Source organism: Qipengyuania sp., from assembly GCF_048550555.1.
Taxonomy (GTDB): domain Bacteria; phylum Pseudomonadota; class Alphaproteobacteria; order Sphingomonadales; family Sphingomonadaceae; genus Qipengyuania.
Map to the genome: position 1 here is coordinate 1 of NZ_JBLYYF010000055.1, position 26,806 is coordinate 26,806.

A 26,806-nucleotide genomic window follows, 5' to 3' on the forward strand; every position below is an offset into this window, starting at 1 on the left:
CGTCACGCGGTGGCCACCGGTCTCGCGCTGGCGATCCCGCAGGGGTACGAAATCCAGGTCCGGCCGCGCTCGGGCCTCGCGCTCAAGCACGGCATCACCGTGCCCAACACGCCGGGCACGATCGACAGCGACTATCGCGGCGAGTTGAAGGTCATCCTGATCAATCACGGCGCGGACCCCTTCGCCATCGCGCGCGGCGACCGGGTCGCGCAGCTGGTGCTGGCACCGGTCACGCAGGCCGCCTGGGAAGCGGTCGAGACGCTCGACGAGACCGCTCGCGGCGCGGGTGGCTTCGGTTCGACCGGCGGCCACGCGAAGCTTGCCTGAAACGAAAGGGGCGGCCCGCAGTGCAGGCCGCCCCGTCGCTTTTTCCGTACCCGGAGCCCGCGCGTCAGTCGATCTTGCGGACCGTGGTCTTTTCCGGCGCGACCGAGATGCGCAGCGTTTCGCCCGAATTGCCGGGGAAATCGGTAAACATCGCTTCGACCAGATTGGGCACCAGATACTGCAGCCGGTTCGAGGTCGACATCGCCTGAGCCTTGCCTTCGAACAGCCGTTCGCCGGTCGCCGCACGGTCGATCTTCAGGTCGATCCCGCTGGTGTAGACGGTGTAGCTGCGCACGTCGGGCCCGTCGAACCACGGGTCGTAGAAGCCGAAGCCCCAGCTGCTGCCGTAATGACGCGGCCGGTAAAAGCCCGGGCGCGCACGATAGCCCCAATAGGAGCGATAGCCGTACCACGGATCGTAGAAGGGATCGCGGAACCCGCTCGAGCGGACGCGCTCGCGGCCCTTGTCGACGCCGTAGTCGAACCGCACCAGCAGACTCGCCTGGTCGGGCGAGGCGGCCTCGGCGTAACCGAGCCGGCTCATCTGCGCTTCGACCAGGTCGGCATATTGCGAAAATTCGAGCCCGCCGGCGAGCGCCGGATCGTCTGCGACGACGAAGTAGCTTTCCCCCTGCGGCGCGGGCAGCTGCGTCTGGAAACGCGAGACGTCGGCCTTGAAGGGCGTGGCGCAGGCGGCGAGGCCGGCGAGAAGGAGGGGAATGGAGGCGAGCTTGAGTTTGCGCCCCCAACCCAGTGGCAGGTCGGTCATGCTCAGTCCCTTTCGAACAGGGGCGTATCTTACCGTTCGAAACGCCCGATTGCGCAGCCCGCCGCTTCGCTGAGGCACACTGCCAGTAAGTGTGCATCGCTATAGACGAATTGCCATGAACCCGGATTGAATATCCGGATTCACATTTGTTTCAACAAGCGAGACCCTTAGCGGATCAGGCCGAGCGCCTGGTAGGTCGCATCGAGCGTCGGGCGGGCAAGCTCGCGCGCCTGCGACGCGCCGCGTGCGAGAATCGCGTCGATCGACTCGCGGTCGTCGAGCAATTCGGTGAAGCGCGCGGAGATCGGGGCCAGCGTCTCGACCAGCAGCTCGCCCAGCGCGGGCTTGAACTTGCCGAACCCCTCGCCGCCGAATTCGCCGAGGATGTCGTCGACGCTGCGGTCGGACAGCGCGGCGTAAATGGCCACGAGGTTGAGCGCCTCGGGCCGTCCCTCGAGCCCCTCGGCCTCGCTCGGCAGCGGCTCGGGATCGGTCTTGGCCTTCTTGACCTTCTTCATGATCTCGTCGGCATCGTCGACCAGGTTGATCCGGCTCATCTCCGAAGGGTCGGACTTGCTCATCTTGGCGCTGCCGTCGCGCAGCGACATGATCCGCGCGGCCTGCGGGGGCACGATCGGATCGGGCAGGGTGAAGACCGGCGCTTCCCCGGATGCGAAGTCGTTGTTGAACTTCTGCGCGATGTCGCGCGCGAGCTCGAGATGCTGCTTCTGGTCCTCGCCCACCGGGACATGCGTCGCCTGGTAGAGCAGCACGTCGGCGGCCTGCAGCACGGGATAGGCGAACAGCGCGACCGACTGGCCCTCGCGGTTCTTGCCCGCCTTGTCCTTCCACTGCGTCATGCGGTTGAGCCAGCCCATCCGCGCGGTGCCGTTGAGCAGCCACTGCAGCTCGGCATGCGCGGGGACCTGGGCCTGGTTGAACAGCACGCTGCGCTGCGGGTCGATGCCGCAGGCGACCAGCGCCGCGGCCATCTCGAGCGTGCCCTTTTTCAATTCCGCCGGATCGTGCGGCTGCGAGATCGCGTGGAGGTCGGCGAGGAAGAACAGGCACTGGTTCCCGTCTGCGCTACCGCCTGCGGCTGCTTGAGCGCGGTTGCCGTCCTCCATCTCGTCCTGCATCCGCACCCAGTTGCGGATCGCCCCAAGGTAATTACCGAGGTGGAGATTGCCGGTGGGCTGGATGCCGGAAACTACGCGCATGGAAAGAAGACTACCTGTCAGTTCGATTGGTCGGACACGGGGGCGGGCCGCTTGCGTCGTAGCTGCGCGACGAGGTCCTTGTCGAGTGCGCCAACAAGGTAGGCGGTGGCGAAGAATACAACGCCACCCGCTGCGACGAGGGCGGCCAGCGACCAGATGCGGTTCAACGCACCGCCGCGCCAGAACGGCTCGAGGACCGGCGTCAGCCACCACAGCAGCGCGCCCATCACCGCCGTTGCAACCAACTGCCGGGTGATCCGGCCGGCGAGCTTGCCGCTTAGGTGGAACCACCCGCGGAGCTGCAGGATGGTGTAGAGCGACAGGACGTTGAGCGTCGCGGTGATCGCCGTCGCCGCGGCGAGGCCGACGATGCCGTAGCGCGGCACGACGTAGAAATTGAGCGCGATGTTGATCAGCAGCGCACCGGCCGCCACGAACACGGGCGTGCGCGTGTCCTCCCGGCTGAAGAAGGCGGGCTGGAAGACCTTGACCAGCACATAGGCGGGCAGGCCGCAGACCAGCGCGACGACGATGTTGCCCATGATCTCGGTGTCGGCGGGGGTCATCTTGCCGCCCTGGAAAATCCCGGCGGTGAAGGCCTCGGCGCAGATCGACAGCGCGACCGCGCAGGGCAGGCACAGCAGCATGGCGATCTCGACCGCATTGGCCTGGAGCCGCTGGGCTTCGCTCTTGTTGTTCGCCTGGATGTGGCGCGCGAGCATCGGCAGGATGGCCGTGCCGAGCGCGATACCGAAGACGCCGAGTGGCATCTGGTTGAGGCGGTCGGCCAGCTTGAGCAGCGTCAGTGAGCCCTGCGGCAGGCTGGTGGCGAAGAAGGTGTCGACCAGCTGGCTGATCTGGTAGATGCCTGCGCCGAAGGTCGCCGGCAGCATCAGCATCATCAGCCGCTTCACTTCGGGCGTGAAGGCCGGCACCTTGATCCTGAGGTGGACCCCCGCCCGCCGCGATGCCCACCCCATATAGGCCAGCTGGGCGATGCCTGCGAGCGTCAGCGATATCGCCAGCGCCCAGGCCACGACCATGTCGTCGCCGCTGTCGCCGCGCAGGTACCAGCCGGTCACGATGCCGCCGATCATCACGATGTTCAGCAGCACGGGCACGAAGGCGCCGGGCGCGAATTTCGAGCGCGCGTTGAGCACGCCAGAAAGCATCGCCACGAGGCTGACCAGCGCGAGATAGGGGAAGGTCACCCGGCTCAGCCAGACCGACAGCTCGAACTTGCCAGGAATGTCCTGATATTCGCGCGCCAGCAGCCAGACGATGCCCGGCATGGCGATCATGCACAGCGCGGAAAAGGCGAGCAGCACCCAGACGAAGACCGACAGCACGTCGGAGGCGAAATGGTCGGCTGCTGCGTCGCCGCCCCCTTCTTCGTCGTGCAGGCGACGGGTGTACATCGGGACGAAGGCGACGCTGAAAGCGCCCTCGGCGAACAGCCGACGGAAGGTATTGGGCAGGGTGAAGGCCAGCTGCCAAGCGTCCGCCGCGAGCCCCGCGCCGAGCACGCGCGCGAGCAGCATGTCGCGCGCGAAGCCGAACACGCGGCTGACCAGCGTCAGCCCGCCGATGGTTCCCACATTGCGGACGAGGCTCATTGGTCGAGCCCGGCCTGCGGCGTCAGCGCCCTACGCCTCGCCGGCGGGCGGGGTGGCGCCCTGGCCCTGCATGTCCTGCGCGCGGGCGGCGAGCTGCTGCTGGTAGAGCGCGCCGAAATCCATCGGGTCGAGCATCAGCGGCGGGAAGCCGGCATCGCGGCTGGCGTCGGCGATGACGCGGCGCGCGAAGGGGAACAGGATGCGCGGGGCTTCGGCGAAGAGGAAGGCATGTGCCGCCTCGTCGGGCAGGTTGCGCATTCCCATCAGGCCGCAATAGGCGAGGTCGATGAGATACTGATTGCCCTGGCTGGTCTTGGCGGTGCAGGTGATCTTCAGCGTGACTTCGTGCACTTCCTCGGCGACCTTGTCGGCGGCGATGTTGAACTGCACGTCGAGCTGCGGCTGCTCGGTCCACTGGAAGCACTGCGGCGCGTTGGGGTTCTCGACCGAAAGGTCCTTGATATATTGCGAGATCACACCGGCGCTGGGCTGGGTGTCGGCGCCGTTGGCGCCCGCCGCGGGGTCCGGGTTGAGGTCGGTGAGAACGTCGCCTTCGTCGGCCATGTGAATTCGCTTTCCAATTATCCGATGGTATGCCCGGGCGTGCGGCAGCGGGCCGCGCCGGGGTTTCGGTGCGCGCGCCTAGCACTGTCGGGCGCGCGTAGCAATCCGCTCTCCACCGCCGGTCGCGGCAGGGTGCTTCGTTCATCGCAGGAACATTGTCGGTTTGTAATTCGTCCCTATCTAGGGCAGGACATTTGTTGGACTGCCGGCGGCGTTGCGCCTCCGCGTGTTGAATTGGGAAGCAGGTTATCTACGTGATCACCGAGATCGTCATCCTCGCCATGATCGCCGCCTTTCTCGGGCTGCGGCTCTATTCGGTGCTCGGCCGAAGGTCGGAGCACGAAGAGGAGGTGATCCCGCACCGGTTCGAGCGGAGCGAAACGCCCCCGCCGACCGACCATGCCCCGCGCGCCCCGCGCCAGCCGGTCGTCCGGCTGGCCGGCGAGCAAGGCGCACCGGTCAATGAAGCGGGGATCCGCGCGATCGCCGCCGCCGATCCCGGCTTCGACCTGCTCGGCTTTCTCGACGGCGCCAAGGGTGCCTACGGCATGATCCTCGAAGCCTTCTGGAAGGGCGACAAGGGCACGCTGCGCGAACTCACCGACGACGATGTCTATGCCAGCTTCGCGCAGGCGATCGACGCGCGCGAGGAAGCCGGCGAAACGCTCGACAACCGCCTCATCCGGATCGAGGATGCGACCGTTCGCTCGGCCGAACTCGACGGACGCACCGCGCGGATCGCCGTGCTGTTCGTCGCCGATATCGCCGCCGTCACCCGCGATGCCGAGGGCAACGTCGTCGCCGGTTCGCTCGACGATGCGATCGAGAGCCGCGACGTGTGGACCTTCAGTCGCAATGTCGCTTCGGCCGATCCGAACTGGGTGCTCGACGAGACCGACGAGGGCTGACGTCCCGCATCCTGGGGGAGGGATGATGCGCAAGTTGCTGGTTATCGCCGCGACGCTGGCACTGTCCGCCTGCGTGCGCATGGTGCCCGATACCAAGCCCGTCGGGCCCACCCCGCTTCCTCCGGGCACGGTCAGCAGCGCCGCCTTCGGGAAGATCGTGCGCGGGGCGAAGATCGAGTCGCTCGGCATCGCTGCCGAGGATGCCGGCACCGCGCTCGTCTCCTTTCTCGAATCCTGCCCCGCCATCCTCAAGCGCGAGGATGCCAGCGGGCTGACCTTCGCCGAGGACTGGCGCCCCGCCTGCGCGGCCGCGGCGACCTGGCCGCTCTCGGACGCCCGCCGCTTCTTCACCAGCTATTTCGAGACCGCGCGGATCGGCGACGGGGCGGCCTTCGCCACCGGCTATTTCGAACCCGAGATCCGCGGCAGCCGCACTCGCGCACCGGGTTACAATGTCCCGGTCTACGCCCCGCCGCCCGAATTGACGCGCGCCTGGCCGGCCGACATGCCCGAAAGCGAGCGCGAAGGCCGCCCGCCGCTCGGCCGCTACGACGCGAGCGGCAAGTTCGTCCCCTATTACGAACGCACCGAGATCGAACTCGGCGCGCTCGCCAATCGCGGGCTCGAGATCGCCTGGGCGGCCGACCCGGTCGAGTTCTTCTTCCTCCAGATCCAGGGCTCGGGCCTGCTGCGCCTGCCCGACGGATCGGTGATGCGGATCGGCTATGCCGGGCAGAACGGGCGTGAATATGTCGGCGTCGGCAAGGTCATGCGCGAGCGCGGCATGATCGGCGCGGGCACCACCTACGCGACCTCGATGCAGGGGATCATGGAATATTTTCGCGACCACCCCGCCGAGGGGCGCGACATCATGCGGCTCAACAAGAGCTGGGTGTTCTTCCGCGAGCTCGATACCGACGGGCCGCTGGGATCGCTCGGCGTGCCGGTGCGGCGCGAAGCCTCGGTGGCGGTCGATCCGGCCTTCGTTCCCTATGGCGCGCCGGTCTTCCTCGATCTCGACCGCGATGTCGCCGACGGCCTGTGGATCGCGCAGGACACCGGCGGGGCGATCAAGGGCGCCAATCGCTTCGACACCTTCTGGGGCAATGGCGGAAACGCGCGCGAGGTCGCCGGGACGATGAGCGCGCGGGGCTCGGCGCTGGTGCTGCTGCCGCGCGGAACGCTCGACCGGCTCGACTCGCGCAAGTGAGCGTCCCGCGCGGACTGTCGGCGGAAGAGGCGGCGGCGTGGGAGAAGCTCGCCGCGACGGTCGAACCGCTGCATCCGCTCCGGCCCGTCCAGCCGCAAACGCCGCAGCCGGCGAGATCGCCCGCGCCACCCAAGCAGGCGCGCAAGGTCTCCGCAGCGCCCGGGTCGCGCCCCATGGCTGTGCCGCCGCCGGCTCCGCCCAAGAACATCGCCGCGCCCGATCGCGGGCTCGATTCGCATTGGGACCGGCGCCTCAAATCGGGCGCGCTCCAGCCCGAACTGACGCTCGACCTGCACGGACACACTCTCGATTCGGCCTATGACCGGTTGATGAGCGGCGTGGCGCAGGCGCGCGCGATGGGGGTGAGAACGATTTTGCTGGTGACGGGCAAGCCGCGCCCGGTGGCAGCGGCGGATCGGGCCGAACGGCGCGGCGCCATACGCGCCAAGGTGCTCGACTGGCTCGCCGCCTCGAGCCACCATTCCGCCATCGCCGCCGTGCGCCGCGCGCACCAGCGGCACGGCGGCGACGGGGCGCTCTACATCGTCCTCCGGCGCGGGGCCTGAGCGCTACTTCGCCGCTTTTTTCTTCGCGGCGCCTTCGCCCGCGATCGACAGCGCGCTGGCCATGCCCGGCGCCTTGGACTTGCCGCCGACCTTGTCGCGCACGGCCTTCTCGATCCGCTCGCCGATGTCCTTGTCGACATTCTTCCAGTATTCGAACGCGCGCTGCAGAACCTTCTCGCTGACCCCGTCTGCGAGGTGCCCCGCGACATTCGAGACGAAGCGCTTGCGCTGGGCATCATCCATCACCTCGCGCACCAGCGCGCCGGCCTGGCTCCAGTCGTCATCGTCCTCGCGCAGCGTATAGGCCTGGCGGACCATGTCGCCGTCGGCGTGCCAGGTGGCCTCGCCGCCGACCTGCGGCTGGGCTGCGGGCCCGCCATAGGAGTTGGGGGCATAGACCGGATCGACCGCATTCTTCACGCGCATATGGCCGGCGCGCGAATAGGAATGGACCTCTGCATTCTTCGCCGAATTGACCGGGATCTGCTTGTAGTTGACGCCGAGACGCGCGCGGTGCGCATCCGAATAGGAGAAGCCGCGCGCGAGCAGCATCTTGTCGGGGGAGAGGCCGATCCCGGGGACCATGTTGTTGGGTTCGAAGGCGAGCTGTTCGATCTGCGTGTCCCAGTCGACCGGGTTCTCGTCGAGCACCAGCTTGCCGACCTCGATCAGCGGATAGTCCTCGTGCGACCAGACCTTGGTCAGGTCGAAGGGATTGATCCGATAGGTCTTGGCGTCCTCATAGGGCATGATCTGCCACTTGAGCGTCCAGCTGGGATAGTCGCCCTTGTGGATCGCATCGAACAGGTCGCGGCGGTGATAGTCGCTGTCTTCGCCCGCCTTCTTCACCGCCTCGTCCTGCGTCAGATGCGCGTTCCCGTCGCCGAGATCGGTGTGGAAGTGGAACTTGACCCAGAACTTCTCGCCGTCCTCGTTGATCAGCATGTAGGTGTGGCTGGAATAGCCGTTCATCTCGCGCCAGTTCTTGGGCACGCCGCGATCGCCCATCAGATAGGTCACCTGATGCGCGCTTTCGGGACTCAGCGTCCAGAAGTCCCACATCATGTCGTGATCGCGCAGGCCATTGTCGGCGCGGCGCTTCTGGCTGCGGATGAACTGCTGGAATTTCAGCGGATCGCGGATGAAGAAGATCGGCGTGTTGTTGCCGACCATGTCGAAATTGCCGTCCTCGGTGTAGAACTTGACCGAGAAGCCGCGCGGGTCGCGCCAGGTATCCGGGCTGCCGCGTTCGCCGGCCACGGTCGAGAAGCGCATGGCGACCTCGGTCTTGGCGCCTTTCCGGAAAAGCTTGGCCTTGGTGTATTGGGAAACGTCCGCGGTGGTCTCGAAATGGCCGAACGCGCCCGATCCCTTCGCATGCGGCTGCCGCTCGGGAATACGCTCGCGATTGAAGTTCGCCATCTGCTCGATCAGATAGTGATCGTTGAGGACGATCGGGCCATCCGGGCCGATGGTCAGCGAATGCTCGTCGCTCTGGACCGGGATGCCGGCATCGGTCGTGGTGGGAGGTGTCTTGCGGTCGGCCATGGGCGCGCCTTTCCTGTGCGGGACGGGGGATTCACAGGACATACGGGTTCCCCGGCCATCGGGTTCCGCCGCCGGCTGACGGAAAATACGTTCAGCATCATCGCTTTGCTGCGCCAGAGACGGTCGCGCCCGGGCAAGAAAAAAGCCCCCGACACTAGGTCGGGGGCCCTCGGTGGACGACCAGCCAGGCCGTCTGACCATCAACTATGGTATTTCTGGTAGCCAATGTCAAAGCGATCTGCATCCATGACCTTGGTCCAGACCTTGACGAAGTCCTCGGCGAACTTCCGCTCGTTGCCGTTCTCGGCATAGACCTCGGCCACGGCGCGCAGCTGCGAGTTCGAGCCGAACACCAGATCGGTGCGCGTGGCGTGCCATTTGACGTCGCCCTTGAGGCGGCATTTGCCGACGAATTCCTCGTCGCCGCTCTCTTCGACCACTTCCCACACCGTGCCCATTTCGAGCAGATTGACGAAGAAATCGTTCGACAGCACGCCGGGGCGGTCGGTGAGCACGCCTATCGAATTGCCATGCTGCGTATGCTTGGAGACCGCGCCGAGTGCGCGCATGCCGCCGAGCAGCACGGTCATTTCGGGCACCGACAGGCCCAGCAGGTGCGCCCTGTCCACCAGCATGTCCTCGGTCTTCACCTCGGCCTTGGTCTTGAGGTAGTTGCGGAAGCCGTCGGCGAAGGGCTCGAGCGGTTCCCAGCTCTCGGCATCGAACTGGTCCTCGGTCGCATCGCCGCGCCCGGTGGTGACATCGACCTTGATGTCGAAGCCGCCGTCCCTGGCCGCCTTCTCGACCGCTGCCGCGCCGCCGAGCACGATGGCATCGGCCACCGAAATCTCACCGCGCAGCTCGTCGAGCTTGGCCAGCACCTTGCCCAGTTCCTCGGGATCGTTGACCTTCCAGTTGCGGATCGCATCGAAGCGGATATGCGCGCCATTGGCGCCGCCGCGATGGTCGGAATTGCGATAGGTCGAGGCCGAGGCCCAGGCCGCCTTGACCAGTTCGGCCACGGTCAGGCCGCTATCGAGGACCTTCTGCTTGAACTCGGCGACCGCGCTGTCGGAAGGCTTTGTGCCGGCGGGGATCGGATCCTGCCAGATCAGGTCTTCCGACGGCACTTCGGGGCCGAGGTAACGCGCCTTGGGGCCCATGTCGCGGTGGGTCAGCTTGAACCAGGCGCGGGCGAAGGCATCGTCGAGCGCGGCCTGGTCGTTGAGGAAGCGCTCCGAGATCTTGCGATATTCGGGGTCGCGCTTCAGCGCCATGTCGGCGGTGGTCATGATGGTCGGGACCTTCTTGTTCGGGTCGCGCGCATCGGGGGCCATGTCCTCCGGATCGGGGTCGATCGGAGTCCACTGGTTGGCGCCAGCGGGACTCTGGACGAGTTCGTAGTCGTATTTGAACAGCAGGCGGAAATAGTCGTTGCCCCACTGGGTCGGGTTGGGCGTCCAGGCGCCTTCGATCCCGCTGGTGGTGATGTGGCCCTTGCCGATTTCCTCGGGGTCGGTCAGCCAGCCGAAGCCCATCCGGTGCAGGCCCTCGCCCTCGGGCGCGCTGCCGAAAGTGTCGGAGGGCGCGGCGCCGTGACACTTGCCGAAGGCATGGCCGCCGGCGGTCAGCGCGACGGTTTCCTCGTCGTTCATCGCCATCCGGGCGAAGGTCTCGCGCATGTCGCGCGCCATGCCCTCGGCATCGTGCGGATTGCCGCCCGGGCCTTCGGGATTGACGTAGATGAGGCCCATCTGGATCGCGGCGAGCGGGTTTTCGAGCGCCTTGCCCTCGTCGGGGATGATGCGCGTCTCGACACCCTGGTCGACCCACTTCTCTTCCGATCCCCAATAGACCAGTTCGGGCTCGAACACGTCCTTGCGGCCGCCGCCGAAGCCGAACACCGGGCCGCCCATGCTTTCGATGGCGACATTGCCGGTGAGGATGAACAGGTCGGCCCAGCTGATGTGCTTGCCGTATTTCTGCTTGATCGGCCACAGCAGGCGCCGCGCCTTGTCGAGGTTGCCGTTGTCGGGCCAGCTGTTGAGCGGGGCGAAGCGCTGCTGCCCGCTGCTGGCGCCGCCGCGCCCGTCGCCGGTACGATAGGTGCCCGCCGCGTGCCATGCCATGCGGATGAAGAACGGGCCGTAATGGCCGTAGTCCGCCGGCCACCATTCCTGGCTGTCGGTCATCAGCGCCTTGAGGTCTTCCTTGAGCGCTGTGTAGTCGAGCGCGTTGAAGGCTTCGCAATAGTCGAAGTCGGGACCCATGGGGTCGGGATTGCGCCCTTCGGTCTGAAGGATGTCGACCTGCAGCTGGTCGGGCCACCAGTCGCGATTGGTACGACCGAGCAGATGGCGCGTCCCGCCATCGCCATGGAAGGGGCAGCCGCTCATTTCACCGGTTTTGGCGTCCATTGTCGTATCTCTCCACTCTCTAAGACTCGAAGATCGTTCGCGGGAGAATGATTGCGCCTTTGCCGGTGATGCGTCCAATCGATTAAGTGCGTCGATTTGATTGCCTGCGCCGATTATAGGGCGAAGCCCGCCCAAACGCGAAAAGCGCCGCCATCCGCTTGGAATGACGACGCTTTCGTGACCGATCTGATTCAAGTTCACGCGGCCTGCGCGATATCCTCGGCCGGCTCGGTGCGGATGAGGTAGTCGAAGGCCGAGAGGCCCGCTTTGGATCCTTCGCCCATCGCCACCACGATCTGCTTGTAGGGCACGTCGGTCACGTCGCCCGCGCCGAAGACGCCGGGCAGGTTGGTGCGGCCTTCCTCGTCGGTAACGATCTCGCCGAACTTCGTCAGTTCGAGGCCCGAGTCCTCCAGCCATTCGGTGTTGGGCACGAGGCCGATCTGGACGAAAACACCTTCGAGTTCGATGCGGCGTTCGTCCCCGGTCTTGCGGTCCTTGAGCACGAGGCCGTTCACCTTGCCGTCCGCGCCGGTGATCTCGGTGGTCTGGCCGCTGGTGACGATCTCGACATTGGCCATCGAACGCAGCTTCTTCTGCAGCACCTCGTCGGCGCGCAGCGTGTCGTCATATTCGATCAGCGTGACGTGGCCGACGATCTTGGCGAGGTCGATCGCCGCCTCGACGCCCGAATTGCCGCCGCCGATCACCGCGATGCGCTTGCCCTTGAACAGCGGTCCGTCGCAATGCGGGCAATAGGCGACGCCCTTGTTGCGGTATTCGGCCTCGCCGGGGACGCCGAGATTACGCCAGCGCGCGCCGGTGGCGAGGATGAGGCTGCGTGCCTTGAGGCTGCCGCCATTGCCGAGTTCGACCGTATGCAGGCCGCCTTCCTTCGCGGCCGGAACCAGCTTCACCGCCCGGGCGAGGTCCATCAGGTCGATCTCGTATTCGCCGACATGGCGCTTCAGCTCTGCGGCCAGCTTGGGCCCTTCGGTATAGGGCGTGCCGGGCAGGTTCTCGATCCCGAGCGTGTCGTGCAACTGCCCGCCGAAGCGTTCGGCCGCGACGCCCGTACGGAAGCCCTTGCGCGCGGTATAGATGGCGCTCGCGGCGCCGGCCGGCCCGCCGCCGATAACCAGCACTTCGAACGGCTCCCTGGCCGAGAGCTTCTCGGCGACCTTCTCTTCGCTGCCCGTGTCGAGCCGGGCGAGAATCTCGGCCAGCTCCATCTTGCCGTTGTAGAAGGGTTCGCCGTTGAGGAAGGTCGCGGGCACGGCCATGATTTCGCGCGCGTCGACCTCGTCCTGGAAAGTCCCGCCCTCTATCAGCGTCGCAGTGATGCGCGGGTTTTCGAGCGCCATCAGCGTCAGCGCCTGCACCACGTCAGGGCAGTTGTGGCAGCTCAGCGAGAAATACATCTCGAAGTTGAAATCGCCTTCGAGCCCGCGGACCTGCTCGATCAAATCGGCATCGACCTTGGGCGGATGGCCGCCGGCCCACAGCAACGCCAGCACGAGCGAGGTGAATTCGTGCCCCATCGGCAGGCCGGCGAAGCGGACCCACTTCTCCGCATCGCTCGCGCGGCGGATGACGAAGCTCGGCTTGCGCGCATCGGTCCCGTCGAAGCTGGCGCTGACGAAATCGTGCAGCGCGGCAATCTCCTCGAGCAGTTCGCGTGTCTGCCCGCTCTTCGCGTCCTCGCCCAGCGAGGCGACGAGTTCGACCGGTTCGCGCAGGTTCGCGAGATAGGTCGTGAGCTGCTGGGTCATCGTTGCGTCGAGCATAGGGGGACTCCGGGCGTCGGGTGGAACGAAGCTTCGAAAATTCGGGGGGGAGGGAAAAGACCCGGGGCGGGGGGGAGGGGGGATGCCCCGGGTCTTCCAGCGACCCGAGTCTCAGGGCTCGGGCTGTTGTACGGGCGCCGCTAGGCGTCCCGATCTTTCGCTCGCCTTAACGGCTCAGATCTTGCCGACGAGGTCGAGCGAGGGTGCCAGCGTCTCGCCGCCTTCTTCCCACGCGGCCGGGCAGACCTGGCCGGGGTTTGCGCGGACATACTGCGCGGCCTTGATCTTACGCGCGAGTTCGTTGGCGTTGCGGCCGACGCCTTCGCAGGTCTGTTCCATGATCTGGATCACGCCGTCCGGATCGACCACGAAGGTCGCGCGGTCGGCGAGGCCGACGCCTTCGCGCAGCACGTCGAAATTGCGCGCGAGGACGTGGTTCTGGTCACCGAGGAAGGGGAACTTGAGCTTGCCGATCTTTTCCGACGTGTCGTGCCAGGCCTTGTGGCTGAAGTGGGTGTCGGTCGACACGCCATAGACTTCGACGTCCATCTTCTGGAGCATGGCATACTGCTCGCCGAGGTCTTCGAGCTCGGTCGGGCAGACGAAGGTGAAGTCGGCCGGATAGAAGAAGAACACGGCCCACTTGCCCTTCACGTCCTCGTCGGTGACCTCGAAGAAGTCCTTGCCGGCCTGGAAGGCGGTGGCGCTGAAAGGTTTGATCTGCGATCCGATGATACCCATGGTTTTCTCCGTTGTTCGGGTTGAAACTCGTGGGTGACAGATAGGCCCTGTTGCGATGCACAAAAGCGATATGTTGCGATTGCGAGCATCGGAATAATCGATCAAATCGATGGAACTTTCAGAAAGTGCAACGAAGTGGCGATTTCATTGCGTTTGGCGCAATCTATCGCCTGCGCGCGCGGTCGCGAATGTCTGGTAGTGGGTGGGAAGCGGTCGCTAAAATTCGATCCGTTTACCGGCTTTCGGCATTTCTCCGTCTAACCAATCGTATTCGCTAAGGTCTGTATCGCCACCCCAGTGAAGTTCATCTCCATCATTCCAAATGTGGAATGACCTTCCGCTGGCAGCATTGAGCGTAATGCCAACGCGGATGCCTTTCCATGCAAGTTCTTGAACATCGCTGACCACAACGTCGCACAGTTCCGGAAATAAGGAACCAGTCACATCAGCAACGTCTACCGAGCCATATTCTCGCATGTCGTAAGAGGAATCCAGCGCACCATGATCAACCACCATGCTTTGGCCATCTGCGGCTCCTTTGAGACGCAATGCGCGGTCGCGATCAAAAGAGAGCAGAAGGCGGATGGGCTTCCCATTAACTTGGCCATCAAAAATGTGGCGGTTTGCAAGAACGGCATTGAGGATCATCACTCTTTCCCTGCCCATTGTGATCTCTACTACCGCAATCGGGGCGTTAGCAGACCGTCAGCTCTTGGCACACCGCTAGCTCGACAGAACGGCAACGAACTGGTTGAAAAGCGGGCATTGCGTCGGGCGGAAAATTGCGACACATTTTCCTAATGTTTCGCAATCCTCAAGTCGACAAGCTCCGCCAATCCTTCTCCGATCAGTTTTCCGGCGATGAGCACGGGCTCGTTTACCGGAAGCATCAAAAGGGTCCGGCGTATCGCGTGAGCGAGGCCGAGCGAGACATGTTCGTTGCGAATTTCGGCAAGCGCATTCGTTTTGCGACCTGGATCATCGTCCCGGCTACAATCGGCTTGATACCGTTGCTCCTCTGGCTGTTTCCCGATGTGGATAGTGGGGTAGCGCAGGCGGCAATGTGGATTGGGATCGCCGTGATCTTGGTGCCCTTCATGGCGATATATTATTGGGCTTGGAATGCTCCGGCCCGCGAGCTTGAAGGACGTACGCCTGAAAGCGCTTCGTTGACGAAAGATGAAGCACGAGCGCTCACCTTCGCCAAGATTACCTATGGCCAACTTGCGCTTGCGGCACTTTTGGGCGCGGGATTGGTGTGGAAGATGTCCGGCAAGTTCGATGTCCTTCATGGATGGGGACTGATCTGGCCGGCGTTTGGAGCTTTGCTCATCGTCGTTGCCGGAATTCAAGCGATCCGGAAGTGGCACTTCGATCGAAGGTGAGCGCTTCTCTGGGAAACGTAATGTCTTCTACCCTGTCGCAAGCGGATTGACCGTCACCCGCACTGCGCCCGGTGGAGCAGCTTGTGGTCGGCCAGCACCAGCGCCATCATCGCTTCGACCACCGGCGTGCCGCGGATGCCGACGCAGGGGTCGTGGCGGCCCTTGGTGCGGACCTCGGTCGCCTCGCCGTCGCGGGTCACGCTCTCTACCGGCGTGAGGATGGAGCTGGTCGGCTTGAACGCCACGCGGCAGGTCACCGGCTGGCCGGTGCTGATCCCGCCCGCGATCCCGCCTGCGTGGTTCGCCTCGAAGCCCGGGCCGTCGTTTCCCCCCTCATTCAAGGATGGCCGCATGGGGTCGGCATTCTGCTCGCCGGTCAGCCGCGCGGCGCCGAAGCCGTCGCCGATCTCGACGCCCTTGACCGCGTTGATGCTCATCATCCCTGCGGCGAGGTCGGCGTCGAGCTTGGCATAGACGGGTGCGCCCCATCCCGCGGGCACCCCGGTGGCGACGCATTCGACCACCGCGCCGAGCGACGATCCCGCCTTGCGCGCCTCGTCGACCAGCTTTTCCCAGCGCTTCGCGGCCGCCGCGTCGGGGCACCAGAAGGGATTGCGCGCGATTTCCCCGGCATCGAAATTCGCCGGATCCACCGCGTCGCCGCCGATCTCGGCGACATAGGCAAGGATCGACACCTCACCGATCACCTTGCGCGCCACCGCGCCCGCCGCCACGCGCATCGCCGTCTCGCGCGCGCTGCTGCGCCCGCCGCCGCGATAGTCGCGAAAGCCGTATTTCGCGTCATAGGCATAGTCTGCATGGCCCGGGCGATAGGTGTCGGCGATCTCCGAATAGTCCTTCGATCGCTGGTCGGTGTTCTCGATCAGCAGGCTGATCGGCGTGCCGGTCGTCCTGCCTTCGAACACGCCCGAGAGGATGCGCACCGCATCGGGCTCCTGCCGCTGGGTGGTGAACTTGTTCTGCCCGGGCTTGCGCGCATCGAGGAAGGGCTGGATGTCGCCTTCGGCAAGCGCGATGCCCGGCGGGCACCCGTCGACCACCGCGCCGATCGCGGGGCCGTGGCTTTCGCCCCAGGTGGTGAAACGCAGGGTCCGTCCGAAGGTATTCCAGCTCATATCCGTGTCATAGCCCGTTTGCCGAGCCTGTCGAGCAACGCGGATTTTGCTGTCCTACAGACCGCCTTTCGTGCGAGCACGGGCATTCGGCCAGTCCCTGCGCCCGGTTCCGGAACCGGTGCGGCCCGGGGGCGGTTCGTCCGGGGGCAAACCCGGCGGCGGGACGGGCGGTTTTGGTGTAAACCTCGTGTCACCTTCCGCCTGCGGAGAACGTCCGGCCCCGGCTGGCCAAACCCCGCGAGTTGAGGCAGGAACAAAGCATGATTGCGAAGCTCAAGGGCCTGCTCGACGAAACCGGCGTGGACTGGGCGGTGATCGACGTCGCGGGCGTCGGCTATCTCGTCCATTGTTCGACCAAGACGCTCGCCGCGCTGGGCCAGAGGGGCGAGGCCTGCACCGTCTATACGGATTTGCAGGTCAGCGAAAACGACATGCGCCTGCTGGGCTTCGCCGACGGCGCCGAGCGCGAATGGTTCCGCCTGCTCACCCATGTCCAGGGCGTGGGGTCGAAGGTCGCGCTGGCGATCCTTTCGGCGCTGTCGACCGGCGAGCTGCAGCAGGCCTGCGCCGGCGGCGATGCGGCGATGGTCGCGCGCGCCAATGGCGTCGGGCCCAAGCTCGCCGGGCGGATCGTCAACGAGCTGAAGGACAAGGCCGGCGCGCTGCCGGGCGGTGCGGGGCCGGGCATCGTCGCGACACCGGCGGGCGGGGCCAGCGCGGATGCGGTGAGCGCGCTCGAGAACCTCGGCTTCAAGCCCGCGGTCGCCGCGCGCGCGGTCGCCGCCGCGCAGGGCGAGCTCGGCGAGGGCGCGAGCGAGGGCGACCTCATCCGCGTGGCGCTGAAAAAGGCGGCGGGATGAGCGCGCGCAGCGCGACCTGCATGTGCGGCCAATTGGCGCTGGCCTGCGAGGGCGAGCCCTTCCGCATCTCGGTGTGCCACTGCCTCGAGTGCCAGCGGCGCAGCGGCTCCTCCTTCGCGGCGCAGGTGCGCTATCCGCGTGAACAGGTCACCGTGACGGGCGAGGCCAGGGTCTTCACCCGCAGGCCGAGAGCGGCCATGCGAGCGAGCACCATTTCTGCCCGAACTGCGGCTGCGAGATGTGGTACGTGGCGCGGCCCTTCCGCGAGATGATGGCGATCCCGATCGGGCGCTTCGCCGAGCCGGGTTTTCCGGCGCCGCAATACTCGGTCTACGAAGAGCGCAAGCATGCCTGGGTCGCGATCACCGGCGAGACCACCGAGCATTACGACTGACGCGGGGACTCAGCCCTCCCAGGCCTCGCCATAGACGCGCAGGAAATTGAGCCCGAGCAGCTTCTCGATCTGCCGCTGCGTCCAGCCGCGCTTCGCCAGATCATCGGCGAACCTTTCGAGCCGGTCGATCGAATTGTAATCTTGGACGATGGGATAGAAGCCGATCTTCTCGCCCGGGGCGGCGATCCCTTCGTCGATCCGGCGTTGCTGTTCGGTGTCCCACGCCTTGCGGGTCTCCGGCGTCATTTCGGGCGGGACCGGCCCGTTGTCGGTCCCAATACCGATATGATCCTCGCCCAGCACGCGGAGCATGTGGTCGGCGTGGTCGAGCAGGACCTCGCCCGAGGGCACCATGTCGGCGGAAAGATAGGGCATGAAATAGAGGCCCACGACGCCGCCCTTCTCGGCGACCGCGCGCATGGTCGCGTCGGAGGTGTTGCGCGGATGGTCGTTGAGCGCGCGGGCGCCGGTGTGGCTGATCACGAGCGGGCGGGTCGAGGCCTCGACCGCCTCGGCCATGGTCCGTGCGCCGCCGTGCGACAGGTCGAGCAGCAGGCGCTCGGCCTCGATCTTCTCGATCGTCGCGCGGCCGAGCTTCGAGAGGCCGGCGTTGTCGGGCTCGATCGACCCGTCGCCGGCGAGGTTGCGGTTGTTGTAGGTCAGCTGGATCGAGCGCAGGCCGCGCTCTTTCATCGTCGCGATCCGGTCGAGCGCGGGGCCGATCATCGCGGTGTCCTGCGTGCCGTAGATGATCCCCATCCGGCCGCTTTCCTTGGCCGTGCGGATGTCGGCCGCCTGCCGGACCACGAGGAAGCGGTCGGGATTGGCACCGACGAAGCCCTCGAAATAGTCCATGAAGTCTTCGTATTGCTCCCAGGCATCGACCTGGTTGCCCACCGGCATGGCGGTGATCCGCGTGGCGGTGACGCCGCTTGCGCGGATCTCGGCCCAGCCCTTCGCGGACAGGCGCGTGACGCCGTCCTCGCCATAGGGATCGCCGATCCCGCCCAGCCCGTCGATGACGATGGCGTCCTTCAGGAAGCCTTTGGCGGGGCGCGCGAAAACCGGGCTGGGGCCGACGAGAGCGGCAGCGGCGCCTGCCCCCATCCCGGCAAGCCACTGGCGTCTGTTGATATGCATGGCGCAAGGGCTACAAGCGGTTGGCAGGAGTGGCAAGCGCGCCGCGCGAGAGAGGACAGGGGTTATGCGGGCAATGTGGTTGGTGCTGGCGGTTGCAGGGCTTTCGGTGCCGGCTGCGGCGCAGGACATGAGCGCCTTCACAACGGGGCCGGTGTTCGAGGATTTCGGCCCGCACGCCGCCGTCGAGGGCATCGGCGAGGTGCCTGCGGACACCGAATTCGCGGTCGCCTTCGACGCCACCGAGCCGGCCAAGGAGGGCGAGCGCAACAAGAGCATCGAAAGCGCCGCGCGCTTCATCAACATGCATGTCGCCGCCGGCGTGCCCGAGGACAATATCCGCGTCGTGGTGGTGGTCCACGGCAAGGCGGTGCTCGACCTGCTCAATTCCGAAGGCCGCACCGCGCACGAACTGGGCGACAATGGCAGCGCCGCGATGATCCGCGCCATGCTCGACGAGGGCGTGCGCCTAATCGTCTGCGGCCAGAGTGCGACCGCGCAGGGTGTGAGCCAGGAGGAGCTGATCCCCGGCGTCGAAATGGCGCTCTCCGCCATGACCGCCTTCGCGCTGCTGCAGCAGGCGGGCTATACGGTGAATCCGTTTTGATGCGAGATGAGATGCCCCACAGTACGCCGCATGAGGATGAGGACCCTGAGTTCGTAAAGCGAGGGGCTTTGGAGATCATCGGGGTCATTGCTGAGTCACGACGGACGGTTATCGACGAGCATTCTCATTCGTTTCGCTGGCTCACAGCGTCATTGCTAGCGTTGAACGGAGGGGCTGCCCTGGCCGTACTCAGCAATGAGACGTTAGAAGGGTCAACAAAGTTTTATGCTGGGCTGTGCTTCCTCGCCGGGATTGCGTTTGCTCTTCTCGTCGCGGTTGCGGGGCAGCGGATAAATCGCCGCGCGATTCCAAAGTTAAACGATCAACTTGGCTACTGGTTGGCCGTTTCGCACGACGGGATGCGTGTTGCAGCTCGTGAGGATGAACTGAATGCCGAAATGAAAGGCGCGATGAAGTTGGGCGTAATTTCACAGGCGTTTGGCTGGGCGGCTGGGTTCTGTTTGATTGGCGGGGCAGCCGTCGTGGGGGCAGAACTAAAAGAGAGCGTAGGCAAGCAGGCCGTTAGCGATGGGCCTGCGATCTCGGCACTTGATCAGGTAAGCGAGAGCCGAGAACGATGACCGACCCCGTTCCCCTCCATTCGCCCGACCGGCAACCGGAAGACCCGGACGCGGCGCTGCGCCCCAAGAGCCTCGGCGAGTTCGTCGGGCAGAAGGCCGCGCGCGAGAATTTGCGCGTCTTTATCGAGGCGGCGCGGGGGCGCGGCGAGGCGATGGACCATGTGCTGTTCTTCGGCCCCCCGGGGCTCGGCAAGACCACGCTGGCGCAGATCGTCGCCAGGGAACTCGGCGTCGGTTTCCGCGCCACCTCCGGGCCGGTGATTGCCAAGGCGGGCGACCTCGCCGCGCTGCTGACCAATCTCGAGCCCAATGACGTGCTCTTCATCGACGAGATCCACCGGCTGAATCCGGTCGTCGAGGAAGTGCTCTACCCGGCGATGGAGGACCGCGCGCTCGACATCATCATCGGCGAGGGCCCGTCGGCGCGCAGCGTGCGAATCGACCTCCCGCCGTTCACGCTGGTCGGTGCGACCACGCGGCAGGGGCTGCTGACCACGCCGCTGCGCGACCGCTTCGGCATCCCCGTGCGGCTGAATTTCTACACCGAAGACGAGCTGCTGCGCGTCGTGACTCGCGGGGCGGGTCTGCTCGGCATGGGGATCGACGAGGGCGGCGCGCGCGAGATCGCTCGCCGCAGCCGCGGGACGCCGCGCGTCGCCGGGCGGCTGATGCGCCGTGTGCGCGACTTCGCGCATGTGCTGGGCGAGGCCATCGTCACGACGCGAGTCGCGGACGAGGCGCTGACGCGGCTCGAGGTCGATTCGCTCGGCCTCGACGCGATGGACCGGCGCTATCTCACCATGATCGCCACCACCTACAAGGGCGGGCCGGTGGGCGTGGAGACGCTCGCAGCGGGCCTTTCCGAGCCGCGCGACACGGTCGAGGAGGTGATCGAGCCCTACCTCATCCAGCTCGGCCTGATCGCGCGAACCGCGCGCGGGCGCATGCTCAACGACGGCGGGTGGAACCATCTGGGCCTTGCGCCGCCCTCGCGGCCGCAGGGCGACATGTTCGACAAATGAGGTTTCCGGCGCGGTAACACCAAGGCGGAATTCGGTCCCGAAACGGGACGGGGCTTGCGCAACCCTCGCATTTCCGCGAAAAATTTACTTTCTGAGGGTACCAGCGATCGATAACCATAGGCGAGTCCCACGGGAGGGATAAGCGACAGGATACGCAGGATCGCGATAAGTGGCGGGAATCCCCCGCTTTTGCGCGGTCGCAACAGGAAGTCAGAACGATGTCGGTTAAGTCAGCTCTTGCCAAACTCTCGGCCACCGCGGCGGGTGGCGCGTTGCTTGCGGGCGGCGCGGTGCATGTCGCCGAGAAGCCGATCACCGACAATCCACAGTACAAGGCCAAGGCGGTCAAGCAGGTCAAGTACGTCAAGCAGGCCAAGCCCCGCGCCGTGCCGCGCGCCACCGTGCCGCGCGCCCGCTCGATCCCGCGCCCGGTCGAATGCGTGCCTGCCGATTCGCCCCAAGCCGCCAACAATCCGGGCAACATCTGCCCGCCGGTCTATCGCCAGGCGATGGCCGCCGTTCCGGTTCCACCGCTGCCCGCAGCGGCGCCCGTCGGCGGCGGCGGCTCGGCCCGCTCGATCCCGAGCGGTGGCGGGGGCGGCTATGGCGGCGGCTTCGGCGGCGGGTTCTTCGGCGGCTTCTTCAGCGGTTCGAGCGGCGGCGGCAGCGTTGTCGTCAATTCGACCACGACCACCGGCGGCGAACCCGGCGACGTGATCGTCGACGTTTCGACCACCACCTCCACCGGCGGATCGTCGACTTCGACCTCCTCGGGCGGCTCGTCGACCTCGACCTCGACCGGCGAAGTCTCGACCACCACCAGTTCGAGCAGCAGCACGGGTGAGGTTTCCACCTCCACCGGTGAGGTGTCGACCACCACGACCACGGGCTCCGTGTCCACCTCGACCGGCGAGGTTTCGACCTCCACGGGTGAGGTTTCGACCTCGACCGGCGAAGTCTCGACCTCCACGGGCGAGGTCTCCACCTCGACCGGCGAAGTGTCGACCACCAGCGGCAACATCACTTCGAGCACCAGCTCTTCGTCCTCGACCAGCACCTCGAGCTCGACGTCGTCGTCGACCTCGACGTCCAGCTCGACCTCGAGCAGCACCTCGAGCTCGACCTCGGGCAGCAGCAGCGGCACCGACGTGCCCGCTCCGCCGATGATGGCGCTGTTCGGCATGGCCGCCGCGGCGGTACTCGGCCGCCGCAAGTTCCGCATCAAGCGGGGTGCGTGAGAGCCCCCGGGCGCGCTAGCCGCGCTGCCTGAGGCTCCATTCGCCCTGGCGATACCACTGCGTCACGACGTATTTCTCGCCCGCGAGCACGGGTAGTGCCGCGTGTCTCGTGGCGCGGTTGGGGCGGCCCTTGCGGTCCATATTGTCCCACATCACCAGCATCCCCGGCTCGGGCACGATCCGCAGGTCGAGTTCGGGGAATTCGGTCTCCCCGCCCTCTTCCACTTCATTGAGATAGACCATCGCGGTCCAGCTGCGCTGCCCGCCGCGGTTGCGTTCGACCTGCCAGTGCGGGCGGTCGAGGCGGAAGTGGTCGCGGTGGTGGCGGTATTCCTCGCCGATGAAATAGCGCTGGCCCTGCAGCGGTTCGGCATGGACGCGGTCGATCCCGGTCACCGCGGCGATCCTGTCCGCCAGCGCGCGCGTCTCGGGCATCTCTTGGGAAAAGAAGTGCGTCGAGCTGGTCCGTCCGCGCGGCGACGATCGCTCGGAGAACAGCACCGAGGGCTGTATCCGGCTGTCGATGATCGCGACCAGCTTGCGGCATTGCTGCGCGCTGAGCAGGCCGCGCCTGAGGAACAGATCGGCCTTGCCGCCGCCGCGCGGTTCGACGTCTGGGTCGGCCAGCAGTCGCTCGCGCACCGCCTGGCCGATTCCGCGCAATATGGCGGGATCGGCCTGCGGGTCGGCTGGCGTGCTACCCAGCAGCTGCGACAGGCGGCCGCGAAGGGACATGCGGGCCGGCGTTATCGCTCGCCCCGCCGGATCATGCCGCGGCGAGTTTGCGCAGCACGTACTGAAGGATGCCGCCGTTGCGGTAGTACTCCATCTCGTTCGCCGTATCGATGCGGCACAGCGCGGTGAAGGTGAAGGTCGAGCCGTCTTCGCGGGTGACTTCGACTTCGACGTCCTGGCCCGGCGTGAGGTCGGCGAGGCCCTTGATCGAGAAGCTGTCGGTGGCAGTCAGGCCCAGCGAGCTGCGCGTGTCGCCGCCCTTGAACTGAACCGGGAGCACACCCATGCCGACGAGGTTCGAGCGATGGATGCGCTCGAAGCTCTCGACGATGACCGCGCGCACACCGAGCAGGATGGTGCCCTTCGCGGCCCAGTCGCGGCTCGAACCCGTGCCGTATTCCTTGCCCGCGACGACCACCAGCGGGGTGCCGTCTTCCTTGTGCTTCATGGCGGCATCGTAGATCGCCATCTTCTCGCCGTTGTACGTGGTGTAGCCCCCCTCGACACCGGGGACCATTTCGTTGCGGATGCGGATGTTGGCGAAGGTCCCGCGCATCATCACATCGTGGTTGCCGCGGCGCGAGCCATAGGAGTTGAAGTCCTGCTTCGAAACCTGGTGGCTGTTGAGATAGGCGCCGGCCGGACTGTCTTCCTTGATCGAACCGGCGGGCGAGATGTGGTCGGTCGTCACGGAATCGCCGAGGATCGCGAGCGGCTTGGCGCCTTCGATGTCGGTGATCGGTGCCGGCTCCATGCCCATACCCTCGAAATAGGGCGGGCTGGCGACATAGGTGCTGGTCGGGTTCCAGCGATAGGTGTCGCTGGCTTCGACATTGATCGCCTGCCAGTGTTCGTCGCCCTTGTAGACGTCGGCATAACGGGTCTCGAACATCTGGCGGTCGATATTGGCGGCGCGGTGCTGGCGCACTTCCTCGTTCGACGGCCACACATCGGCCAGCATCACGTCGTTGCCCGCCTGGTCCTGGCCCAGCGGGGTTTCGGTGATGTCCTGCGTTACCGTGCCGAGGATCGAATAGGCGACCACGAGCGGGGGCGAGGCGAGGAAATTGGCACGCACGTCGGGCGACACGCGACCTTCGAAGTTGCGGTTACCCGACAGCACCGAGGCGGCGACGATATCGTTGTTGTTGATCGCGCTGCTGATCGGCGGGGCGAGCGGGCCCGAGTTGCCGATGCAGGTGGTGCAGCCATAGCCGACGAGATCGAAGCCCATGGCGTCGAGATCGTCCTGCAGGCCGGACTTCACGAGGTAATCGGTAACCACCTGCGATCCCGGGGCGAGGCTGGTCTTGACCCAGGGCTTGGGCTGGAGGCCCTTCTCGCGCGCCTTCTTGGCGACGAGGCCGGCGGCGATCAGCACGTCGGGGTTGGAGGTGTTGGTGCAGCTCGTGATCGCGGCGATCACGACGTCGCCATCGCCCACGTCGTGGTCCTTGCCCTCTACCTCGACGCGCACCGGCGCATCTTTCTTGTAGATCGACTTCAGGTCGGTGTTGAACAGCTCGTCGACCTGCGGCAGCGCGACGCGATCCTGCGGACGCTTCGGGCCGGCGAGCGAGGGCACGACCTTCGAGATGTCCAGGTCGAGCGTCTTGGTGAAGACGGGCTCGTTTTCGGGCGTGAACCACATGCCCTGTTCTTTCGAATAGGCTTCGACCAGCGCGATCGCATCCTCGTCGCGGCCGGTCAGGCGCATGTATTCGAGCGTCTTGTCGTCGATGCCGAAGAAGCCGCAGGTGGCGCCGTATTCGGGGGCCATGTTGGCGATCGTCGCGCGGTCGGCGAGGGTGAGGTTGGCAACGCCTTCGCCGTAAAATTCGACGAAGCGGCCGACCACGCCGACTTCGCGCAGCATCTGGACGCAGGTCAGGACGAGGTCGGTGGCGGTGACGCCCTCGGCCATCGCGCCGGTCAGCTTGAAGCCGACCACTTCGGGGATCAGCATCGACACCGGCTGGCCGAGCATCGCGGCTTCGGCCTCGATCCCGCCGACGCCCCAGCCGAGCACGCCGAGGCCGTTGATCATGGTGGTGTGGCTGTCGGTACCGACGCAGGTGTCGGGATAGGCGACCATCTGGCCGTCTTCACCGGCAGAGGACCACACGCCCTTGCCGAGGTATTCGAGATTCACCTGGTGGCAGATGCCGGTGCCCGGGGGCACGGCGGTGAAGTTCTCGAAGCTCTTCGAGCCCCATTTGAGGAAGTCGTAGCGCTCGGCATTGCGCGCATATTCGAGCTCGACGTTTTTCTCGAACGCCTTGGGGTGGCCGAATTCGTCGACCATCACCGAGTGGTCGATGACGAGATTCACGGGAACCTGCGGGTTGATCTTGGCGGTGTCGCCGCCGAGCTTGGCGATCGCATCGCGCATGGCGGCAAGGTCGACCACGCATGGCACGCCGGTGAAATCCTGCAGCAGCACGCGCGCCGGGCGGTACTGGATTTCCTTGCCCGTGGCGGGGTTCTTCTGCCAGTCGGCGATCGCCTGGACGTCGTCGGTCGAGACGGTGAAGCCACCATCCTCGAAACGCAGCATGTTCTCGAGCAGGACCTTGAGGCTGAAGGGCAGCTTCGACACGTCGCCGATCTTTTCCTCTGCCTTGGCGAAGGAATAATAGGCGTAGTCCTTGCCGTTCACGGTGAGAGTGGAGCGGGTTCCGAGCGTGTCCTTGCCGACCTGGGTCATGCGCGCATCTGTCCTTTCGTTTGAGAGCCGTCACCGGACCAATGGGCGGGGCGGCCGAATGTGCCGCGCACCTGCGCCGGAACGTCGCAAAAATCAAGTCTGCGGCGGTGCAACATGACAGCGGGAGGGAACCCATGCCGGGGGTGTGCGGTTGATTCTGCAACAAGAGGGCTGGCGCGCCGAACAGGTCGTGCGGCTTCAAGGAGGAATTGCAATGGCTTCGCGCAAGGCGCGCACGCGCTCGCACCAATCGCTTCGTTTCGCCGTTCTCGCGGTCGCACTCGGTGTAGCCGGCTGCTTCACCGCCGCCTTCACCTTCGCCGACCAGCCGGCACAGGCCGCCGAAATGGAGCAGCAGCGCTAGAGCGCGCTTTGTTCGGTATGCCTGCCGGTCGTCGCGACCCAGCAGCCGAACACGATCAGCGCCGCGCCCGCCGCCGCCGTCCAGGTCACCGCCTCGCCCAGCAGCAGCCAGCCGAAGAGCGAGGCCCAGAGGAACCCCGAATATTCGAGCGGGACCAGCACCTGCGCCTCCGCACGGGCATAGGCCCACGCCATGGTCAGCGCGCCCGCGACCGTCAGTAAGGCACCGATGGCGACAAAGCGGAGTGCGGCGATATCCGGGAATTCGAACAGGAACGGCGCGGCGAGACAGTAGGTCAGCCCGGCGATGCCCATATAGAAGGTCGCCACCTCGGTCGGTCTGGCGACCAGCGCCTGCTGGCGCTGGAGCACGAGATTCCAGGCATAGAGCAGTGCGGAGGTCACGATCGCCGCCAGCCCGAACAGCGTGTCCTCGTTCAGATTGCCGCGCCCGAACTTGCCGCCGACGATTACCAGGACCCCTGCCATGCCGAGCACCGCACCCCAGATCGCGCGGGGACGCACCGTCTCGCCCAGCAAAATTGCCGCGAGGTAGAGCGAGACGATCGGCGCGACGAAGCTGATCGCGATGGTCTCGGCCAGCGGCAGCTTGGTCAGCGCGTAGAAGAAGGTCAGGGCCATGCCCGCGCCGACCACGCCGCGGATGGCGTGGATCTTCATCACCGTGCGCGCCGGCCACGCCGGGCGACCGGCGAGCCATAGCGGGGCGACGATCGCGAAGGCGATCCCCGCGCGCAGCAGCGCCGCCATATAGGCTCCCAAAGCGAGCGAGGCGGTCTTCATGACCGCGTCCATGGCCGAGAGGATCGCGATTCCCCCGGCCGTCGCAAGAATCGGGCCGATGGGGGAAGCGGGCTTGTTCACCCGACTGCGCATATCGGGGGTTGGGCGCCGCGTCATCAATTCAGCCTCGCGAAAGCAGGGATATTGGAAAGGCTTGACGCATT

Annotated in this window: 25 protein-coding genes and 1 pseudogene; 12 read left to right on the top strand and 14 right to left on the bottom strand. The window is 65.9% G+C overall.

Annotation, left to right across the window (positions count from 1 at the left end):
* The coding region (dut, locus tag ACN4E0_RS14015) for a dUTP diphosphatase (protein WP_419568823.1) at positions 1-327 on the top strand (327 nt) is incomplete at its 5' end.
* A 64-nt stretch (positions 328-391) separates the two neighbouring features.
* Here the strand turns inward: dut and ACN4E0_RS14020 are convergent.
* The 4 genes from ACN4E0_RS14020 to secB all read right to left on the bottom strand — a co-directional run bounded on the left by ACN4E0_RS14020 (position 392) and on the right by secB (position 4,496).
* Positions 392-1,096, bottom strand: coding sequence for a DUF4136 domain-containing protein (locus ACN4E0_RS14020; protein ID WP_419568825.1), 705 nt, complete (start codon positions 1,094-1,096; stop codon positions 392-394).
* A 167-nt stretch (positions 1,097-1,263) separates the two neighbouring features.
* On the bottom strand, positions 1,264-2,316 hold the full coding sequence (gene trpS, locus ACN4E0_RS14025) for a tryptophan--tRNA ligase (RefSeq protein WP_419568827.1): 1,053 nt from the start codon (positions 2,314-2,316) through the stop codon (positions 1,264-1,266).
* Positions 2,317-2,333: 17 nt separating this feature from the next.
* A complete protein-coding gene (gene murJ, locus ACN4E0_RS14030; RefSeq protein ID WP_419568829.1) occupies positions 2,334-3,932 on the bottom strand; it encodes a murein biosynthesis integral membrane protein MurJ in 1,599 nt (532 codons plus the stop codon).
* A 30-nt stretch (positions 3,933-3,962) separates the two neighbouring features.
* On the bottom strand, positions 3,963-4,496 hold the full coding sequence (secB, locus tag ACN4E0_RS14035) for a protein-export chaperone SecB (RefSeq protein ID WP_419568831.1): 534 nt from the start codon (positions 4,494-4,496) through the stop codon (positions 3,963-3,965).
* Between the two features lie 254 nt (positions 4,497-4,750).
* Here secB and ACN4E0_RS14040 point away from each other — a divergent pair, with 254 nt between their 5' ends.
* From ACN4E0_RS14040 to ACN4E0_RS14050, 3 genes are read left to right on the top strand one after another with little or no spacing between them, the layout of a single operon-like run.
* Positions 4,751-5,404 carry a Tim44/TimA family putative adaptor protein gene (locus tag ACN4E0_RS14040; RefSeq protein WP_419568833.1) on the top strand — a complete coding sequence of 218 codons (654 nt, stop codon included), beginning with the start codon at positions 4,751-4,753 and terminating at the stop codon, positions 5,402-5,404.
* Positions 5,405-5,429: 25 nt separating this feature from the next.
* Positions 5,430-6,614 (top strand): murein transglycosylase A, encoded by a 1,185-nt coding sequence (locus ACN4E0_RS14045; RefSeq protein ID WP_419568835.1) that lies wholly within the window; start codon positions 5,430-5,432, stop codon positions 6,612-6,614.
* The gene (locus ACN4E0_RS14050) at positions 6,611-7,180 is read left to right on the top strand and encodes a Smr/MutS family protein (protein ID WP_419568837.1); all 570 of its coding nucleotides are present in this window, start codon (positions 6,611-6,613) and stop codon (positions 7,178-7,180) included. Before ACN4E0_RS14045 ends, ACN4E0_RS14050 begins: the two co-directional genes overlap by 4 nt.
* Positions 7,181-7,183: 3 nt before the next feature.
* Here ACN4E0_RS14050 and ACN4E0_RS14055 read toward each other — a convergent pair whose 3' ends face one another.
* The 5 genes from ACN4E0_RS14055 to ACN4E0_RS14075 all read right to left on the bottom strand — a co-directional run bounded on the left by ACN4E0_RS14055 (position 7,184) and on the right by ACN4E0_RS14075 (position 14,321).
* Positions 7,184-8,728 carry a catalase gene (locus ACN4E0_RS14055; protein WP_419568839.1) on the bottom strand — a complete coding sequence of 515 codons (1,545 nt, stop codon included), beginning with the start codon at positions 8,726-8,728 and terminating at the stop codon, positions 7,184-7,186.
* A gap of 200 nt (positions 8,729-8,928) precedes the next feature.
* Positions 8,929-11,145, bottom strand: a complete 2,217-nt coding sequence (katG, locus tag ACN4E0_RS14060) for a catalase/peroxidase HPI (RefSeq protein WP_419568841.1) — start codon at positions 11,143-11,145, stop codon at positions 8,929-8,931.
* 197 nt (positions 11,146-11,342) lie between these two features.
* The gene (gene ahpF / locus ACN4E0_RS14065; protein WP_419568843.1) at positions 11,343-12,932 is read right to left on the bottom strand and encodes an alkyl hydroperoxide reductase subunit F; all 1,590 of its coding nucleotides are present in this window, start codon (positions 12,930-12,932) and stop codon (positions 11,343-11,345) included.
* Positions 12,933-13,106: 174 nt separating this feature from the next.
* On the bottom strand, positions 13,107-13,673 hold the full coding sequence (gene ahpC, locus ACN4E0_RS14070) for an alkyl hydroperoxide reductase subunit C (RefSeq protein ID WP_419568845.1): 567 nt from the start codon (positions 13,671-13,673) through the stop codon (positions 13,107-13,109).
* Between the two features lie 216 nt (positions 13,674-13,889).
* Positions 13,890-14,321 carry a hypothetical protein gene (locus ACN4E0_RS14075; RefSeq protein ID WP_419568847.1) on the bottom strand — a complete coding sequence of 144 codons (432 nt, stop codon included), beginning with the start codon at positions 14,319-14,321 and terminating at the stop codon, positions 13,890-13,892.
* 152 nt (positions 14,322-14,473) lie between these two features.
* Between ACN4E0_RS14075 and ACN4E0_RS14080 the strand changes: the two genes are divergently transcribed.
* Positions 14,474-15,058 (top strand): hypothetical protein, encoded by a 585-nt coding sequence (locus ACN4E0_RS14080; protein ID WP_419568849.1) that lies wholly within the window; start codon positions 14,474-14,476, stop codon positions 15,056-15,058.
* Between the two features lie 53 nt (positions 15,059-15,111).
* Here ACN4E0_RS14080 and aroC read toward each other — a convergent pair whose 3' ends face one another.
* Positions 15,112-16,194, bottom strand: coding sequence for a chorismate synthase (gene aroC / locus ACN4E0_RS14085; protein ID WP_419568851.1), 1,083 nt, complete (start codon positions 16,192-16,194; stop codon positions 15,112-15,114).
* Positions 16,195-16,454: 260 nt separating this feature from the next.
* Between aroC and ruvA the strand changes: the two genes are divergently transcribed.
* Together ruvA and ACN4E0_RS14095 are read left to right on the top strand one after the other, a co-directional pair.
* The gene (gene ruvA, locus ACN4E0_RS14090; RefSeq protein WP_419568853.1) at positions 16,455-17,054 is read left to right on the top strand and encodes a Holliday junction branch migration protein RuvA; all 600 of its coding nucleotides are present in this window, start codon (positions 16,455-16,457) and stop codon (positions 17,052-17,054) included.
* A 20-nt stretch (positions 17,055-17,074) separates the two neighbouring features.
* Positions 17,075-17,448: pseudogene (locus ACN4E0_RS14095) on the top strand (GFA family protein).
* 9 nt (positions 17,449-17,457) lie between these two features.
* Here the strand turns inward: ACN4E0_RS14095 and ACN4E0_RS14100 are convergent.
* On the bottom strand, positions 17,458-18,588 hold the full coding sequence (locus ACN4E0_RS14100; protein ID WP_419568855.1) for a dipeptidase: 1,131 nt from the start codon (positions 18,586-18,588) through the stop codon (positions 17,458-17,460).
* 127 nt (positions 18,589-18,715) lie between these two features.
* Here ACN4E0_RS14100 and ACN4E0_RS14105 point away from each other — a divergent pair, with 127 nt between their 5' ends.
* The 4 genes from ACN4E0_RS14105 to ACN4E0_RS14120 all read left to right on the top strand — a co-directional run bounded on the left by ACN4E0_RS14105 (position 18,716) and on the right by ACN4E0_RS14120 (position 22,033).
* Entirely contained in the window at positions 18,716-19,192 is a 477-nt protein-coding gene (locus ACN4E0_RS14105) for a DsrE family protein (protein ID WP_419568857.1), read from the top strand.
* A gap of 68 nt (positions 19,193-19,260) precedes the next feature.
* Complete coding sequence (locus ACN4E0_RS14110) at positions 19,261-19,773, top strand: hypothetical protein (RefSeq protein ID WP_419568859.1); 513 nt, start codon at positions 19,261-19,263, stop codon at positions 19,771-19,773.
* A complete protein-coding gene (gene ruvB, locus ACN4E0_RS14115) occupies positions 19,770-20,795 on the top strand; it encodes a Holliday junction branch migration DNA helicase RuvB (RefSeq protein WP_419568861.1) in 1,026 nt (341 codons plus the stop codon). The genes ACN4E0_RS14110 and ruvB overlap by 4 nt, the downstream gene beginning before the upstream one ends.
* A 218-nt stretch (positions 20,796-21,013) precedes the next feature.
* Positions 21,014-22,033 carry an MYXO-CTERM sorting domain-containing protein gene (locus tag ACN4E0_RS14120; RefSeq protein WP_419568863.1) on the top strand — a complete coding sequence of 340 codons (1,020 nt, stop codon included), beginning with the start codon at positions 21,014-21,016 and terminating at the stop codon, positions 22,031-22,033.
* Between the two features lie 15 nt (positions 22,034-22,048).
* Here the strand turns inward: ACN4E0_RS14120 and ACN4E0_RS14125 are convergent, their stop codons facing one another.
* Together ACN4E0_RS14125 and acnA are read right to left on the bottom strand one after the other, a co-directional pair.
* The gene (locus ACN4E0_RS14125) at positions 22,049-22,768 is read right to left on the bottom strand and encodes a prolyl hydroxylase family protein (protein WP_419568865.1); all 720 of its coding nucleotides are present in this window, start codon (positions 22,766-22,768) and stop codon (positions 22,049-22,051) included.
* Between the two features lie 31 nt (positions 22,769-22,799).
* Positions 22,800-25,475 (bottom strand): aconitate hydratase AcnA, encoded by a 2,676-nt coding sequence (gene acnA / locus ACN4E0_RS14130; protein WP_419568867.1) that lies wholly within the window; start codon positions 25,473-25,475, stop codon positions 22,800-22,802.
* A 214-nt stretch (positions 25,476-25,689) separates the two neighbouring features.
* Between acnA and ACN4E0_RS14135 the strand changes: the two genes are divergently transcribed.
* Positions 25,690-25,839 carry a hypothetical protein gene (locus tag ACN4E0_RS14135; protein WP_419568869.1) on the top strand — a complete coding sequence of 50 codons (150 nt, stop codon included), beginning with the start codon at positions 25,690-25,692 and terminating at the stop codon, positions 25,837-25,839.
* Here the strand turns inward: ACN4E0_RS14135 and ACN4E0_RS14140 are convergent.
* Complete coding sequence (locus ACN4E0_RS14140) at positions 25,836-26,759, bottom strand: DMT family transporter (RefSeq protein ID WP_419568871.1); 924 nt, start codon at positions 26,757-26,759, stop codon at positions 25,836-25,838. The genes ACN4E0_RS14135 and ACN4E0_RS14140 overlap by 4 nt on opposite strands.
* Positions 26,760-26,806: the final 47 nt, after the last annotated feature.